This window comes from Paenibacillus sp. Mc5Re-14, assembly GCF_001049835.1.
Taxonomy (GTDB): Bacteria; Bacillota; Bacilli; order Paenibacillales; family Paenibacillaceae; genus Paenibacillus; species Paenibacillus polymyxa_C.
The window spans coordinates 157,336-171,363 of the sequence record NZ_CVPD01000002.1; the positions used below are offsets into that span (position 1 = coordinate 157,336).

At 40.3% G+C, this 14,028-nt stretch carries 15 protein-coding genes and 4 pseudogenes; 8 read left to right on the top strand and 11 right to left on the bottom strand.

All coding sequences use genetic code 11. The annotated features are described in order from the left end of the window. Positions 1–63: 63 nt before the first annotated feature. On the bottom strand, positions 64–1,068 hold the full coding sequence (locus BN1546_RS25590) for an alpha/beta hydrolase fold domain-containing protein (RefSeq protein WP_090739249.1): 1,005 nt from the start codon (positions 1,066–1,068) through the stop codon (positions 64–66). A 360-nt stretch (positions 1,069–1,428) separates the two neighbouring features. Further along, a complete protein-coding gene (locus tag BN1546_RS25595) occupies positions 1,429–1,698 on the bottom strand; it encodes a CD3324 family protein (protein ID WP_013371091.1) in 270 nt (89 codons plus the stop codon). A gap of 340 nt (positions 1,699–2,038) precedes the next feature. Here BN1546_RS25595 and BN1546_RS25600 point away from each other — a divergent pair, with 340 nt between their 5' ends. The 3 genes from BN1546_RS25600 to BN1546_RS25610 all read left to right on the top strand — a co-directional run bounded on the left by BN1546_RS25600 (position 2,039) and on the right by BN1546_RS25610 (position 4,563). After that, a complete protein-coding gene (locus BN1546_RS25600; RefSeq protein ID WP_090739250.1) occupies positions 2,039–2,785 on the top strand; it encodes a TetR/AcrR family transcriptional regulator in 747 nt (248 codons plus the stop codon). 26 nt (positions 2,786–2,811) lie between these two features. After that, the gene (map, locus tag BN1546_RS25605) at positions 2,812–3,558 is read left to right on the top strand and encodes a type I methionyl aminopeptidase (protein WP_013371089.1); all 747 of its coding nucleotides are present in this window, start codon (positions 2,812–2,814) and stop codon (positions 3,556–3,558) included. A gap of 474 nt (positions 3,559–4,032) precedes the next feature. Beyond that, on the top strand, positions 4,033–4,563 hold the full coding sequence (locus tag BN1546_RS25610; protein WP_090739251.1) for a DUF4303 domain-containing protein: 531 nt from the start codon (positions 4,033–4,035) through the stop codon (positions 4,561–4,563). Between the two features lie 153 nt (positions 4,564–4,716). Here BN1546_RS25610 and BN1546_RS25615 read toward each other — a convergent pair whose 3' ends face one another. The 3 genes from BN1546_RS25615 to BN1546_RS28280 form a co-directional block, all read right to left on the bottom strand. Then, complete coding sequence (locus BN1546_RS25615) at positions 4,717–5,427, bottom strand: alpha/beta hydrolase (RefSeq protein WP_090739252.1); 711 nt, start codon at positions 5,425–5,427, stop codon at positions 4,717–4,719. Between the two features lie 93 nt (positions 5,428–5,520). Beyond that, positions 5,521–5,826 (bottom strand): hypothetical protein, encoded by a 306-nt coding sequence (locus BN1546_RS28275; RefSeq protein WP_255305615.1) that lies wholly within the window; start codon positions 5,824–5,826, stop codon positions 5,521–5,523. Between the two features lie 10 nt (positions 5,827–5,836). Next, positions 5,837–6,247, bottom strand: a complete 411-nt coding sequence (locus BN1546_RS28280; RefSeq protein WP_255305616.1) for an RNA polymerase sigma factor — start codon at positions 6,245–6,247, stop codon at positions 5,837–5,839. 199 nt (positions 6,248–6,446) lie between these two features. Here BN1546_RS28280 and clpP point away from each other — a divergent pair, with 199 nt between their 5' ends. From clpP to BN1546_RS25635, 3 genes are all read left to right on the top strand, one after another. Beyond that, positions 6,447–7,031 (top strand): ATP-dependent Clp endopeptidase proteolytic subunit ClpP, encoded by a 585-nt coding sequence (gene clpP / locus BN1546_RS25625; RefSeq protein ID WP_013371085.1) that lies wholly within the window; start codon positions 6,447–6,449, stop codon positions 7,029–7,031. 61 nt (positions 7,032–7,092) lie between these two features. Continuing rightward, positions 7,093–7,299: a hypothetical protein gene (locus tag BN1546_RS25630; RefSeq protein ID WP_043885946.1), complete on the top strand. Its 207-nt coding sequence runs from the start codon at positions 7,093–7,095 to the stop codon at positions 7,297–7,299. 46 nt (positions 7,300–7,345) lie between these two features. Beyond that, complete coding sequence (locus BN1546_RS25635) at positions 7,346–8,011, top strand: MBL fold metallo-hydrolase (protein WP_058831313.1); 666 nt, start codon at positions 7,346–7,348, stop codon at positions 8,009–8,011. A gap of 274 nt (positions 8,012–8,285) precedes the next feature. Here the strand turns inward: BN1546_RS25635 and BN1546_RS25640 are convergent, their stop codons facing one another. The 6 genes and pseudogenes from BN1546_RS25640 to BN1546_RS25670 form a co-directional block, all read right to left on the bottom strand. Then, positions 8,286–8,600: a hypothetical protein gene (locus BN1546_RS25640; protein ID WP_231124608.1), complete on the bottom strand. Its 315-nt coding sequence runs from the start codon at positions 8,598–8,600 to the stop codon at positions 8,286–8,288. A 203-nt stretch (positions 8,601–8,803) separates the two neighbouring features. Further along, a pseudogene (locus tag BN1546_RS28610) lies at positions 8,804–9,079 on the bottom strand (DUF2326 domain-containing protein); the annotation flags it as partial. Between the two features lie 308 nt (positions 9,080–9,387). Continuing rightward, a pseudogene (locus BN1546_RS28615) lies at positions 9,388–9,643 on the bottom strand (hypothetical protein). After that, positions 9,643–10,422 (bottom strand): annotated as a pseudogene (locus tag BN1546_RS25660) (WXG100 family type VII secretion target); the annotation flags it as partial. The pseudogenes BN1546_RS28615 and BN1546_RS25660, both read right to left, overlap by 1 nt. Positions 10,423–10,683: 261 nt before the next feature. After that, the gene (locus tag BN1546_RS28285) at positions 10,684–10,830 is read right to left on the bottom strand and encodes a DUF6809 family protein (protein WP_255305618.1); all 147 of its coding nucleotides are present in this window, start codon (positions 10,828–10,830) and stop codon (positions 10,684–10,686) included. 242 nt (positions 10,831–11,072) lie between these two features. After that, positions 11,073–11,915: an alpha/beta fold macrolide esterase gene (locus BN1546_RS25670; RefSeq protein ID WP_090739253.1), complete on the bottom strand. Its 843-nt coding sequence runs from the start codon at positions 11,913–11,915 to the stop codon at positions 11,073–11,075. Positions 11,916–12,664: 749 nt separating this feature from the next. Between BN1546_RS25670 and BN1546_RS28290 the strand changes: the two are divergent. After that, positions 12,665–13,251 (top strand): annotated as a pseudogene (locus BN1546_RS28290) (spore germination protein). Beyond that, on the top strand, positions 13,217–14,020 hold the full coding sequence (locus tag BN1546_RS28295; protein ID WP_255305619.1) for a spore germination protein: 804 nt from the start codon (positions 13,217–13,219) through the stop codon (positions 14,018–14,020). Before BN1546_RS28290 ends, BN1546_RS28295 begins: the two are co-directional and overlap by 35 nt. Positions 14,021–14,028 lie beyond the last annotated feature (8 nt).

Genomic DNA, 14,028 nt, shown 5'->3' on the forward strand with positions numbered 1-14,028 from the left:
AGGTATGAAAAAGCACTGATGGATATTCTCCAACAGTGCTTTGTTTACTGCAATCGTACCTTATTAGCGTTTAGTATTATACTCATTAGAATTTATATCAAATATCTTCAGAGCTTTCAGTAAGGCGTATTCACTTGTTATAGCCCCTTCTTTTGAAAAATGCGCATTTGGAAAAGCGGGAGACATATGATGGTACCCGGGATAGACATGTAATTCCACTAAGACACCATCAAATACCAGTTGTTTAGCAAAAAATAAGGCTTCATCAATGAATAAATCAATGGTACCTATATTTATATAAGTCGGTGGCAACCCGGCCAAAGACTTGGCACGGGCCGGCACATAATATTCACTTACCTCCTCGGAACCCGGTTCAACCCCCAATACAGATTTCCAGCCAAAATAATTGCTTTGTTTTGTCCAAATAAACTCTCCTGCGTATGGATGCTCCGGTGCGATACTTGTGCGGTCATCTAGCATTGGCCTCATTAATCTTAGATGATGGATTTCGAATTCCTTCTGATCACGAATGTACAAAGCTAAGCCAGCCGCCAAACCGCCACCAGCGCTACTGCCCCCGACGGCAACTTTCTCAGTATCTATCCCTAACTCTTCCGCATGTTCAATACACCATTTTAGGCCCGAATAACAATCCTGTAACTGACTTGGCTGTACATGCTCTGGCGCTAGGCGATAGTACACAGATACACAACAGAAGCCATGTTCTGCAGCAAGAGCTGCATTAGCAGGACGATCCACGACTGGACTTCCTAAGACCATCCCGCCTCCATGTATCGAATAATATAGAGGCATCTTATTATGCTTTGATTGTTTGGGCTTAATGATTTCTATTTGAATATCTTGACCATTAAAATAACTTGGCACAACCCTTTTTTCCAATGTAACAGGGAACATCTGCGTTACATCTAATTGTTGCATCATTTGAGATTGGTTTTTACGTGATTCCATTAGTGTAGATTTGGTAAGGTCGGTTGTTGGTATTAAATCAACTGCACTGATAATTTCTGGATCAATCAGATGTATGCTTCTACTTTTTTGCTCCCCCATAAATCTTCCCCACTTTCTTGTTTCAACGATAATGAATCAACACATGTTTCCCTTCATTTTATTCAGAATCGGCACCGTTCCAAATCCGTTGTTGCTGTCGTTTATATTCATATTTTAAAGATTAAAATAAGCTCTATAAATGAAAACAACGAGTTAGAATCATTTTTGACATAAAAATAATAAATGTAAAAATGAAGTACAGCCTTTGAAATAGAAATTGAAATGCAAAAAAGTATTTGGGAATCTAGATGAGGCCAAAATTAAATTCATTGACGCGAGTATAGTACCACGCCACTTTGTAAATTAGGTATTATTTATGTTCACTTAATTGAATATCGATCGAATTCACCAGTGTATCCCCTACTTTTTATGTGAATACACAATTTTCTTAATGGTTTCGGTAGAAAGGAAAAACTCCTTAGCTAATTGCTCGATACTGCTGCGATTTTGAAAAGCATTTCTGATTTCGGTATTTCGCTGTTCAAGCAACCTTCTCCCGCCACTCAAACTGCCCCAATTCATATACTCCGTTTTTGGTTTAGGAATGTACAGAGTCTCTCCTTGAACATATTTTTGAATTTCCGTAATTAGTTTTTGAGGTAAAACTTTTGTAGCATTCGTATATCTCAATTTTGCTCGCTCCTTATTTTGATTCTTTAAAATAAGGTGCAAAGCCAAAAATATTAAAAAAGCTTATTTAGCGTTAAAAAATTGTTTCGCCCCATACAAAGTAACGCTTTCCTAATAATTGGCTTTGCATGAGTGTAAGAAGTCACAGACAATCCCAATAGATTCTCCATCAGTAGGCACCCCCTTTTACTTCGCAAGTATAGCATAACTCTGCTCACCTGATCTTCATTCGTTTACGAGGTGTTGCCGGGATGTTTGTTTGCTCACTCTTGTTATTCGCAAGCTAATGTTTTATATTGACATAAGAGTAGGTCAAAAATAAAAGAGGTGAACGGACAAGATGTCTCCACGAACAAAGGAACAAAACGAAGAGATCCGGCTGCGGCGTCTGGCGCAAATCCGGAAAGCCGCTGCCGATGTGTTTTTGAATAAAGGGCCTTTACTGGAAATCCGCGATGTCGCCGTGCAGGCAGGACTCGGCTATGGCACGGTATACCATTATTACAGCAATAAGGGCGATTTGCTCCACGATCTGCTATGGGACGCATTGGAGCGGGCCGGGGGATGGCTGGAGACCCCGCTTGAGGCTCAACAGGAAGCCCCGCCCGCTTCGGCTTCGGAGAAGACGCCGGCAGGCGGGCATTTCGGCTTGGCTGCGGCGGCGGACACCGGGAACTCGGCTGCCGCGGATTCCCAAAGCGGAAGCCACGAAACGGCCGCTGCCGCAGAGCTTGGCCCCGTCGCCGCCGCCAGCGTCCGGCTGCTGCAGCTTTGGGCGGAGGACCACGCCCTGTACCTGCTGCATAAGTTGGCCGGTGAGGGCTTTGCCTCGCTGCCTGAAGGGCGCTCGGCCCCGCTCTCGGCCGCCTTTCGCCAGGAAGTGCTCGCGCCGCTTGCCGCGCTGCTGGAAACCGATCGTGCGGCGGACGGGACTGCCGCTTCCGGCGGAAACGCGGCGGAGCCGCCGTATCGGCTACAGCGCACGGAAATGCTACTGGCCGCCTTGGTCGGCTGCGCCTCGCTTTCGCTTCGCCGCGGAAAGCTGCACGAGGAGGCCAGAGATATCGTCCGGTTTTTAAAATTATAGAATTAATAAGGAGCGAATAGACAAAGATGATCATTTTAAAATCACCCAGGGAAATCGAAGAGATGAAACCGGCGAGCCAAATCGTTGCGGACTGCTACCGCGAGGTGGTTAAACTGATCGAGCCTGGGATCACCACCCGGGAAATCAATGACTTTGTTGCCAGACATATCACCAAGCTGGGCGGCAAGCAGTTTACAAAAGGATACAACGGTTTCCCTGCCGAAACCTGCATTTCTGTCAACGATGTGGTGGCCCACGGCATTCCTTCGAACCAGGTGCTTATGGACGGCGACTTGCTGAAGCTCGATATCGTCGTGGAATACGGCGGATGGTTCGGCGATTCGTGCTGGTGCTATGCGGTGGGCAATATCCGACCGGAGGCGCAAAAATTAATGAGGGTGACAAAGGAATGCTTGGATCTGGGGATCGCCCGAGCACTCCCCGGAGGACGGCTCGGCGACATAACGTCGGCGATTCAACAGCATGCGGAAGCAAACGGTTTTTCGGTCGTACGCGATCTGCTCGCGCACGGGATCGGGCGGAGCCTGCACGAGGAACCGAGCTACGAGCATATCGGCGTAGCTGGCAAAGGCACTCGGTTAAAGGAAGGCATGGTGTTTACGATTGAACCGATGATCAACGAAGGTACGTTCCGTATCACGATCGACGACGATCAGTGGACGGCGAGAACGGCCGACGGCAAGTTGTCGGCGCAATATGAGCATACGATTGCAGTTACGCAGGACGGTCCACTGATTTTAACGGCCCAGTAAGAATAAAGACGAACAGTCGGCAATGCGTCATTTTAGGAAATAAGTCGCCGACCCGGCCTGCTTGGCCTGACGAAAGTTCATAATGAGAAACGCGAAAAGGCGCTGGTCCCAGACTGGAACCAGCGCTTTTTTACATGGTCTGTATCTTTACCGATTTACGAGAAACCACATTGTTATGCGGTTTTTTATTATGACTTTGGTATCATGTCACGGATTTACACTCTCTCTTGGCTAGCCTATCTTGCATGTATTTTTTTCATTGTAAATCTTGCTATTGGCTGAGCAACCAATAGCTCAATCCAAAATGCTACACCAAAATTTCTAAACCAACTATGAAAGAAGTTCTGAAAAGGTTCTAGGCTTATTTGCTTCGTACCAATCCAAGTTCCTATAATTGTGGTAGGCTACACGAGTCGTGCTAATAATAGTAAAGTATAATCAAGCATAAAACTCATAAAGGAGTATATGAACCACATGAGCAATTTTCTGAGTGAATTTGAGGAAAGATTTAGAGCAGGATTTTTGGAAGATCTCAAAAGCATACTGGAAGAAGTGAAGGATGAAAAAGTTTACGCTTGCGCGTTTGGCACAGACAGCGATTTTGTCACCTTGTTTCTAGCTGTTAATACGGAGGAATCACTTGTTAGACATATCACAAACATGAAAGCCCAAGACCTGTGCAACAGCAAGGAAGATGAAATTTATTACAGATGGGGATTAAGCGAATATCAATATGGCGATACAGCACACCTCAATCATATTAGCAAATTTCTGTATGCAACCGACAATGTGTTGGACTATAAAGATGAAATGATAAAAATTATGGCCAAGGTAGTTAAAGAAACCGACGATGTATTTTTTACTCAATTCGGTCAATCCAAAGAAGATATTATTTTTTTCGTGTCCATGACAGATGATGATATGGCCGAGGAACTGGAAGATCAGTCTGTAATTCAGATGACAAATGCCAAATTAGTTGATGGCTTCTTGCATCGTTATCAATAATACTAAATCATTCTCTTTCACATGGTTCAACTTTTTTTCAATCTCAAACACTCACTTACCAGCTACTTATTTGTAACCTTTTGAAGATAAATACGGCGCTGGAAGATACGTTAAATGGGAAGCAGTGAGATCAACTCCTTGCTTCCCATATGCTTATTTTGCGGTTACATGTTCTTTCAACCACTGTCTATAAAACTGTAGTTGCTCTTTGGTGTGAAAATAATGTTTTCCACGTTCCATCACTTTTAGCTGGCAATGAAATCGGCTTGCAAACGTAGATATGACGTCATATTCACACAAGTCATCTTCAGAGCCATAAAGTATGGCAGTTGGCTTATTCCATGTATCAATTGGATGCGATTTAACATAGCAGTAATAATCCCAATAAAGTGTTTGCCCAATGGGTGTAGATATTTCTTTTTCAACTTTTAATCTATCCTCACTTACACTGAACCATGTCATCATATTTTTGATTATTCTCTCCATATCTAGCACTGGAGAAAGAAACAGACATTGTTTTAGTGGGAGATGATGATAAGCAAGTAAACTAAAATACGCACCCATGCTATAAGCGAAAATACTAATTTCATGCCATTGCTTTTGTGTGTAACGCATGATGATGTCAAGATCATGAACACAATTTTGAACTTTACAGACGTAGGTTTCTTCTTTGCGGTCACCATGTTCAGGCAAATCAAAACTAATGACTTGATACCCTTGTGCCGTTGCTTCTTCTGCAAATATAATGATCACATCATCTGCCTTGTTTGACATATTACCGTGGATAGCTATAAATATCTTATCTGATTCACCACCCCACAAAATTGCCGGGATGCCCTCGATTTTCAATTTTTGCTTTATCATTACTTTATCCTCGCTTAAAACAGCTTGTTGTTGTCTTCCTTATCAAAATATTCTTTGTGATTCTATCCTATGATACTACGATGGTAAGAAAAACTACGCCGCCATCATACTTATGGTATCGAAATTCGCTTGTTTTGCTGAGACGTGACTCCAGAGCAACTTATTATTGACGATACTGATCATAACTTCTGGTTCTAGTACATCCTGGTAGGAAAGCATAACCAAAGTTGCAATATCTCCCATCTGATATGCAGCCGTCAATGCCCTTAGAAAAGTTTTCGATTTTTCACTTTCTGGTAAGGATAATTCGCCTTTTAAGAGTTCCTCCTGAACTGCTCCTAGCGATTTTCGTGCCCGATGAAGTGCAACTTTTACCGCTCCCTCCGTTGTTTCAAGCATGTCGGATGTCTCACGAATCGAATATCCAAACACATCTCGCAGCAAAAAAAACAGTTCTCTGAAGCGCAGATAAATGATTCATTAAGGATTGCAACGCGATCTCGATTTCAAAAGATCCATGATCCGGTACAGTTACCTTCGCTTGTTCCCTATTCAATATTCGAGTGTAGACTGCTTTTCTCCGTATATCATCAATCCAGGTGTTTTTAGCAATCCGCATCAACAGTGCCTTGGGATTTGTATGCTCGAATTTATTTAACTTTCCTAATGCTTTTACCCAAGTGTCCTGCGCCAATTCTTCCGCATCCCAATTTGATTTCGTAAGCGACAGACAGTAACTTTTCAGGACCGCCTGTAATTCATCAAAGTTCTGGATGTCTAGTGTATTGTCTGTCATCTGTACAGAATCTTCTATGTTCATAGGCCTTCTCCTCTACGGTCATCTTCTGCCCTCTGCTAAAGCAAAGCCATTTGCTACCTTCATTGTAAACGAACAAGGGGTTATAGAAGTTACACCATATATGCAAATCATTTTTCCCATTAAAACTCCGTATCTTTTTACGGTCTGGGTTCGTTTACAAGAAGAAATCAACTGAACCAAGAAAATGGGGGTATGAAAAATGAGTGTTTATGTTCCTTATGTTGTGGAGCAAACTGCTCAAGGTGAAAGATCGTACGATATCTATTCCAGATTGTTAAAGGATCGTATTGTGTTTGTAGGGGCAACCATCGATGATCAATTGGCTAACAGTATTATTGCTCAATTGTTGTTCCTGGCGGCAGAAGATCCGGAAAAAGATATTTACATGTATATCAACAGCCCAGGTGGCTCTACTTCCGCAGGATTTGCCATTTATGATACGATGCAGTACATCAAACCCGAGGTGCATACGATATGTACGGGATTTGCTGCTTCGTTTGGCGCGATCCTCTTGCTGGCTGGTGCCAAAGGAAAACGTTCTGCACTGCCGAACAGTGAAATTATGATCCATCAGCCGCACGGCGGCGCACAAGGCCAGGCCAGCGATATTGCGATCAGCGCAAAACGAATTTTATGGACTCGTGAAAAGGCAACCCGTATCACAGCTGAACGGACCGGGCAATCTTTTGAAAAAGTCGAAAAAGATATGGACCGGGATTTTTACATGTCCGCACAGGAGGCACTCGAATATGGTGTTATTGATCAAGTGATAACTTCTTTGTAGAGTATGTTCAAGATTTCAATGATCCGGCAAGAAACTTCAAGAAAACAAACGAGGTGATATCATGTTAGCAAGCTTACAAGGTAAGGAAGTAACTATTCATTTTATAGATGGGACAAATGTATGCGACGGAATATTGGATCAGATTGACGACAAGTTCGTAAAATACCTTACGCAATATCAGACATTTGTTATTCCTATTACATCTATTCGCACCGTATCTATTGACATTAAGGAACGGCAACGCCACAGAGTTGGATTCGCCCCTTGAACCTATTTTCATGGGTGGTAATTTCGTTTTACGGAGGCCCGATATTATGGAAATTTCACAGGGAGTAGAAATGCTTCAGCTAGATTTTCGTGGGCATAGGATTCACCCCATTCTTTTATGGGATCAAGAAATGGCTGTTTTAATAGATACAGGATTCCCTGGACAAATGGAAGATTTACGCGTGGCTATGGAAAAGGTAGGCGTATCGTTCGACAAACTAAAAGCTGTGATTTTGACACATCAGGATGTGGATCATATAGGTTGTCTTCCTGAGATTTTGCAGGAGTGTGGCAACAATATTAAAGCATATGCACATGAGCTGGATAAGCCATATATTCAGGGGGAGATCCCTCTTTTCAAAGATAGTCACCTTGAGAATCCTCCAAAGGGCCAAGTGGATGCTACCTTAATAGACGGTCAGGAGCTGCCGTTTTGCGGAACAATTCGAGTCATCCATACTCCTGGACATACCCCTGGTCATATCAGCCTTTATTTAAAGCAAAGTAAGATTCTCATTGCCGGGGATTCGATGTACAGTGAAAACGGGATTCTCAGAGGAATTCATGCTCCGACCACACCGGATATGAATGCAGCTTGTCTCTCATTGAAAAAGTACTTAGATCTCGACATTGCATCGGTGGTTTGTTATCACGGAGGATTAAGTAATGTAGATATACATGATCAGATATTAGGTCTTACCCAAGAATTATAAAGTTACAGTTTAACAGTATTTACTAAAGAAACGGAGGGTGAGCAACACTGCCAAGCAGGCCACAGGGAGTTAGCATTTAATGAAACGAAGAAGTTCATATAACAAAGATGGATAAACACTAAAAGTATTTCACATAAAAAAATTCAGAGTATTGTTAATGCTGATATTGCATAAATATTTAAATCAATTATGTATAATGTATGGTTTCCCCAAAAGGGGAGACCGCCTTTTTACGAAAGTATTGACCAAAACATGCATAGTGTTAATTTCTCTATTAATCTTCCAAACTATAAATACTTGCCCCCACTTGAACAAGATCAGGAGATACTAACTTACCAATACATATGCCAATATTTTTCCTTTCAGCCATTGAAGTTGAAATTTGAATAGAGCTAACGTTTAATACCGTCTCATTTTGATCTGTATTTTTAATAAGAATTTTATTTCCTATGATTTTTTTTATCTCTGGGTAGGTTAAATGATCCAATTCTTTGTTTGTTCCTACTATGATTGTTCCTTCATCTTTTGACTCAAAAGCCAAACTAACATCCATTATTTTTTTCATTTTAAACGTTGCAACAACAACCACCTACTCTTTTAGATAATGTATTTTTTGTATTTATGCTGAATCCATCTCTCACATTAACCGATCCTCCTAACAATATGTATTTAACAAGAACTTTATGGTAATAGTGATGAAGGGCGTAGTTATGCTAGTTACACAAATGATTTGAGTTGTTATTAGCATACTAAACATCTACTTTAAATAGATTTCATAGCTAAATATTACTATCACGCCCTCCAATCTTTATCAAATAAAAGTTTATCCTTTGAAAGTTGGATTACAGAATGTGTAAACAAAATTTCTTGTGTAGTACTTGAATATTTATTTAATTCATCAATTGAAATGAATGTTTGTTTTCGTTGCTCATCATATAATTCAATAATATTGTCAACCACACTATTTTCAACATTTTTGAATAATACTGAATCATGTATCAAAATAGGTAGTGGTGTTAAGTCAAATATACATATATCTAAAATAAATAAATTTGTATATGCTTTCCCAGTTAAGGTGCTCTCCGTTTATCTGTATGAATTTTCTCATTAATAGAAATAATCTTTTTGTTAATCCGATCCATGACTGTTGTTTGCTTTCACTAAGAACTGTGATTTCATTTTCAATACCTTCGATTTCACTAGCAAACTTTCTCATCTATAAAGAAAGCCCTCTGTCTTACACGTATTTCTCAAGCCTCGTACTGCACCTCTTGTAATAAAAAAAGTAACTCCTAATGTGAGAGCTACTTTAAAAAGCTTAAATGGCATCGCCATTTGTTTCTACGATTCTTGTAAAGATAGTTTATATAATTCACTTACGATTCAATAGTCGTTTTTTCTACGAAGTTTCCATTCTCTTCTCTTTAATAATCATCTTTGCCAACCTTCGTCCCGCTCTCTTAAAGAAAAATTCATCTGCATAGTTATCTGAAACTATCGGAGCAATTTGATTTATGACCCCATTTTTTTGTCATATTCTATTTTCCCCATTGCCTCTTCACTTGGTCCATAATTATATACAACTCTTTCTTCATCTTCATATTCTTTTAGCATGATTATATATACGGCCATTATTCTCTCTCCTCATAGATCTTTCCCCAATTCCATGGTCTTCCAGATTCTATAGTTTTATCATGTGCTGTTCTATAATTCGTATGGAATATGCCTTCAAACCTCGATTCAAAAAGCTCATGATGTAGTAATTGTACATCAGAATCCACGTATTTCCCATCTACTAACCTCTCCCAAGCTTGTGATAATTCAAAGTCAGGGTCAAATTTCCCGACTCCATGATCCTTAGTGTGGGTATTGTTAAAAACATGGTCTTTAATTCTCTGAATTCTTTCTGAAAAACCAGTATTTTTAGCAATGGCTTCTACGTCTTGATTTCCTAAGTTCCTAAATTTTCCATATAACTCCTCTGCAATAGCTTCTTCTCTAAAAAATTGCTCTGGAGGAATATTACGAGCACCAGTTTCAGCATAATTAAAATCGTTTGATTTTATATTAGAAGAGCGCTGTTCGCTTTCTTTTAAAATATTGACTTTACTAAGAGTTGATTCATACTTAACAGAACCCTCCAAAATATTTTTGGGCTTGATTAGCGCTTTGGTCGACGTAGAACCTATCATCAATCCTGCTGTACCAAACAAATTTGCCATATGTTCCTTTGACCATGCATTGGTAGGATTGAATGCACCCTGAATCATGCCCGTTACTCCAAATGTACCGAAATTGAGCATGTCATTCCATGAATCGTTTTGTTTGGCTGCTCGTTCCATATACCCTTGATACATTCCTTTGGGTATACCGTACGTCATGTAATCCATGAAGCTCCAGAAAGAATCAAATTATAAGACTGAATCCCTATGACCTCTGACTTATATTTATAAATGCTTCTCTTATACTGTCCACTCCTAAAATACATCTTACTTAAGTTATATGATTCACCTTATAAAAATAAGCCGATACATTGAAAGCTCGATCTCCTAGTTTCGATAGTTTATCCCATCAATTATTTCAATTATCGTCAAAGCCCTGCTTTGTACCCTGAAATATAAACTGAGACAGATAATATAGAAACCAAAACATCATATAAATCGGATAGTTCTTCAATTAATTCGTAGTCCTGTTCCGACAATCTCACTCTCAATAGAAGCAGATATTTTCTGATGGACTAGCTCAAGCTCAGGGTTTTTAGGCTTGGTCCGTTGGCTTAGGTACCATTTTCCATAGTATAAATCCTCCAAGATACTCATATATTCATCTTCTTCTCCCTTTTAAATAAGATTTTGTGTAAATTTCAGAATCGTAGATGCATTTTGTTCCCTGAAAATAGAATATCCCATTGTAATGTCACTAATGATTTTTTAGCGAATATTTCACTAGAAACCATTAAAAAACCCTATCCCGTAGGATAGAGCTCTACGTTTCTAATGACAACTTTGAAAAGTTGCATTTTCTACTCTAATTTATCTGATCTAATTGTTCGCTGATTAGACTAATTTGGCATCGAAGTGTGTTTTGAAATTGAATCGATAATCAAATCCCAGTCGTCATAGTGAATCTCATGTCCGGCACCTTCCAATGCCAGTAAAAACGCACGCGGAATTTCGTTAGCAAGATGTATTCCATGTTCATAAGGGATAATCGGATCTTCAGTACCGTGTATAACCAGTGTAGGAACGTTTATTTCCCCTGTCCTGGCCAAATAGGATTCTCCACCTGACAGCATTGCGTGATTATTCATACTAGCCATATTATTGCTTCTTTTCCATTCTTCTTTTGCCAGTTGATACACCTTATTCTCATCGAAGGAATGCTTTGAACCTACTAGAATTCTTGATCTACCTACCACAAAATCAACCACCGATTGTTCGTTCGTCCAATCTATTGCTTCCATATTCGAGAAATAGTCCATAACCTTTTCCTCCATCGGTGGAAGATCGAAAGCAAAATTGGACGTGGCTAAAAGAGTCACCGTTAATACTCTGTCTGGATGTCGTAGAGCTATCATCTGAGTCAGCATTCCGCCCATAGACATCCCTACGATATGCGCTTGTTCAATCTTATAAGCATCCAAAACTCGAATCGCATCATCTGCCATGTCTTCAAAAGTATAGTCTGGTTGACCCGGTTCATAAGTTGTAGAACGTCCGACATCTCGGTTATCATAACGAACGACAAACCGACCTGTATCAGCTAAACGCCGGCAAAATTCTTCCTCCCACCAGATCAGTGAGGATTGAGCGCCCATAATCAATAATATTGCTGGGTGAACTCGCTCGCCGAAACTCTCACTACAGATTTCTATTCCATCGCTTTTTATAAGTAGTTCATTCATGTAGAATTCCTCCCTTCAATGATATATAACAAAAAAACACCGAATATTACCTTCATCACTTATCCTCATTAAGTACTTCCAGTGTCTCTGCCTTAGACAGACAGGAATTACCGATCTAATCGGTCGCTAGTTTAAGATATTTTGTTGCAAGAAATTTAGAAAATCTCTTTGCATAGAGCCAAGCGTAAGAATTTTTTTGATTATCCTGAACCTACTGTGCTGGCCTTTGATTTTAAATGACCATATTGCAGAAGACAGGTGTCCAGAATGATATTTTTGTTCTTGTAAATCAGCTATTTCATATTCAACTTTTTGTACTACTTTTGTGGAAAATAGATTGAGGAAAAGGATAATAATCCTATCATTATTTAAGAGTAATATGGCTCGACTTGTATAAGCCGAAAAGCTCTGTGGAGTTGAATAGCAGATGAGCATGTCAGATTCTCTATGAGGTTCTGCTAGCTTGTCGATCAATTTTTTTGTAATGAATAGCATGATCAAATACCTCTCTATTTGGATGTTTAAATGAATTGACAGTAAAGAATATCCGTCAAAAATATTATACTACACAAGTAAACTATTCCAAAAAAGGATAGTCATCTGTAGCCTGTTTGAATAATTAATCATGGATTATTGTGGTATTATTTCGGATTATTGTTAATACTACGAATCTGAGGAGGGTAGCAATGAAGTTACATACCAAATTTTCAAGACAATTATGCCGGAATATCGAGCTCATTTGTGACTTCATGGGTAATAGTTCGGATTTTGTTGTTCGTGAAATCACAGCTGGTCATAAACACGCCGCTCTTTTTTATTTGGACGGAATGACTGACATGCAAAAGGTACAGGACAATGTGATCCGTCCGTTGCATGATCGTGTCTCCTCTGACGAGATCACTTTACCGTTATTGAAAAACGCAATTTTGGACATTGGTGAAGCAAGCTTTACTCAAAACTTTGAAGATGCCTTGGAACAGATCCTCTCAGGTGGTCTTCTCCTCCTCCTAGACGATATGGATGAAGGATTGGTCATTTCTTTGCCTGGATGGGAAGAACGCAGCATTTCGGACTCGAAGACGCAGCCAGTGGTCCGCAAGAAGCGTTTACAGAAACTTTACGTACGAATACGACTATGGTTCGCCGAAGGGTGAAGGATACAAGAGTACGTCTAACTACCATGAAAGTTGGTGAAAAAACTAGGACCGATATATCCGTCATGTATTTACATGGGGTCGCTGACCCAAAAAAGGTGCAGGACATGATATCCAAGTTAAAGAACATGCATGTAGAAGGCGTGCTTGAAAGCGAATATTTGGAAAGAATGTCTCCATGATAAACAACTCACGATATTTCCGCTCTTTTACAATTCAGATCGCCCAGACTCTATTGCAGCAGGAATTATGGAGGGGAAAATAGCGATATTTGTGGATGGATCTCCCTTCGCCATTCTTGCACCTGCGGTGTTTGCAGATTTCCTTCAATCGGCAGAAGATTATTATCAATCCTTTGTTTACAGCAGTATCATTCGAATATTAAGGTACATCTGCCTGGCAATCTGTATGTTGGCTCCGGCCATTTATGTCGCATTAACGACATTCCATCAGGATATGATTCCAACCGTTTTATTATTAAGCTTATCCGCGCAACGTGAAGGAGTACCGTTTCCCGCATTTGTTGAGGCGATGATCATGGAAGTGGTTTTTGAAATTCTGAGGGAGGCAGGTCTTCGTATGCCACGGACGGTTGGTCAAGCCGTTTCTATTGTCGGGTCCATCGTGATCGGTCAGGCAGCTGTAGAAGCAAACATCGTTTCGGCTGTTATGGTCATTGTTGTTGCAATAACGGCCATTTCCAGCTTTGTCATTCCCTCGTACACCTTTGCCATTCCAATCCGGATATTACGTTTCGCCTTCATAGGCATAGCCGCTATGTTTGGTGTGTACGGGTTGACTGTTGGTATTCTTATGCTCTTTGTACATCTGAATGGGCTTCATTCATTCGGTGTACCGTATTTGAGCCCCTTTGCCAATTACAAATCGTCGGAGCAGAGGGACGCAATATTGCGTTTTCCATATAGGACAAAAAAACATCGCAAAAACTAAAGGAGTAG

Bases quoted from the DNA above. Each gene is read 5' to 3' on its own strand.
- BN1546_RS25590 (WP_090739249.1), bottom strand. From the start codon at position 1,068: ATGGGGGAGCAAAAAAGTAGAAGCATACATCTGATTGATCCAGAAATT.
- BN1546_RS25615 (WP_090739252.1), bottom strand. From the start codon at position 5,427: ATGATAAAGCAAAAATTGAAAATCGAGGGCATCCCGGCAATTTTGTGG.
- BN1546_RS25630 (WP_043885946.1), top strand. From the start codon at position 7,093: ATGTTAGCAAGCTTACAAGGTAAGGAAGTAACTATTCATTTTATAGAT.
- BN1546_RS25600 (WP_090739250.1), top strand. From the start codon at position 2,039: ATGTCTCCACGAACAAAGGAACAAAACGAAGAGATCCGGCTGCGGCGT.
- BN1546_RS28285 (WP_255305618.1), bottom strand. From the start codon at position 10,830: ATGAGTATCTTGGAGGATTTATACTATGGAAAATGGTACCTAAGCCAA.
- BN1546_RS28280 (WP_255305616.1), bottom strand. From the start codon at position 6,247: ATGAACATAGAAGATTCTGTACAGATGACAGACAATACACTAGACATC.
- BN1546_RS25670 (WP_090739253.1), bottom strand. From the start codon at position 11,915: ATGAATGAACTACTTATAAAAAGCGATGGAATAGAAATCTGTAGTGAG.
- BN1546_RS28275 (WP_255305615.1), bottom strand. From the start codon at position 5,826: ATGCTTGAAACAACGGAGGGAGCGGTAAAAGTTGCACTTCATCGGGCA.
- BN1546_RS25635 (WP_058831313.1), top strand. From the start codon at position 7,346: ATGGAAATTTCACAGGGAGTAGAAATGCTTCAGCTAGATTTTCGTGGG.
- map (WP_013371089.1), top strand. From the start codon at position 2,812: ATGATCATTTTAAAATCACCCAGGGAAATCGAAGAGATGAAACCGGCG.
- BN1546_RS25610 (WP_090739251.1), top strand. From the start codon at position 4,033: ATGAGCAATTTTCTGAGTGAATTTGAGGAAAGATTTAGAGCAGGATTT.
- clpP (WP_013371085.1), top strand. From the start codon at position 6,447: ATGAGTGTTTATGTTCCTTATGTTGTGGAGCAAACTGCTCAAGGTGAA.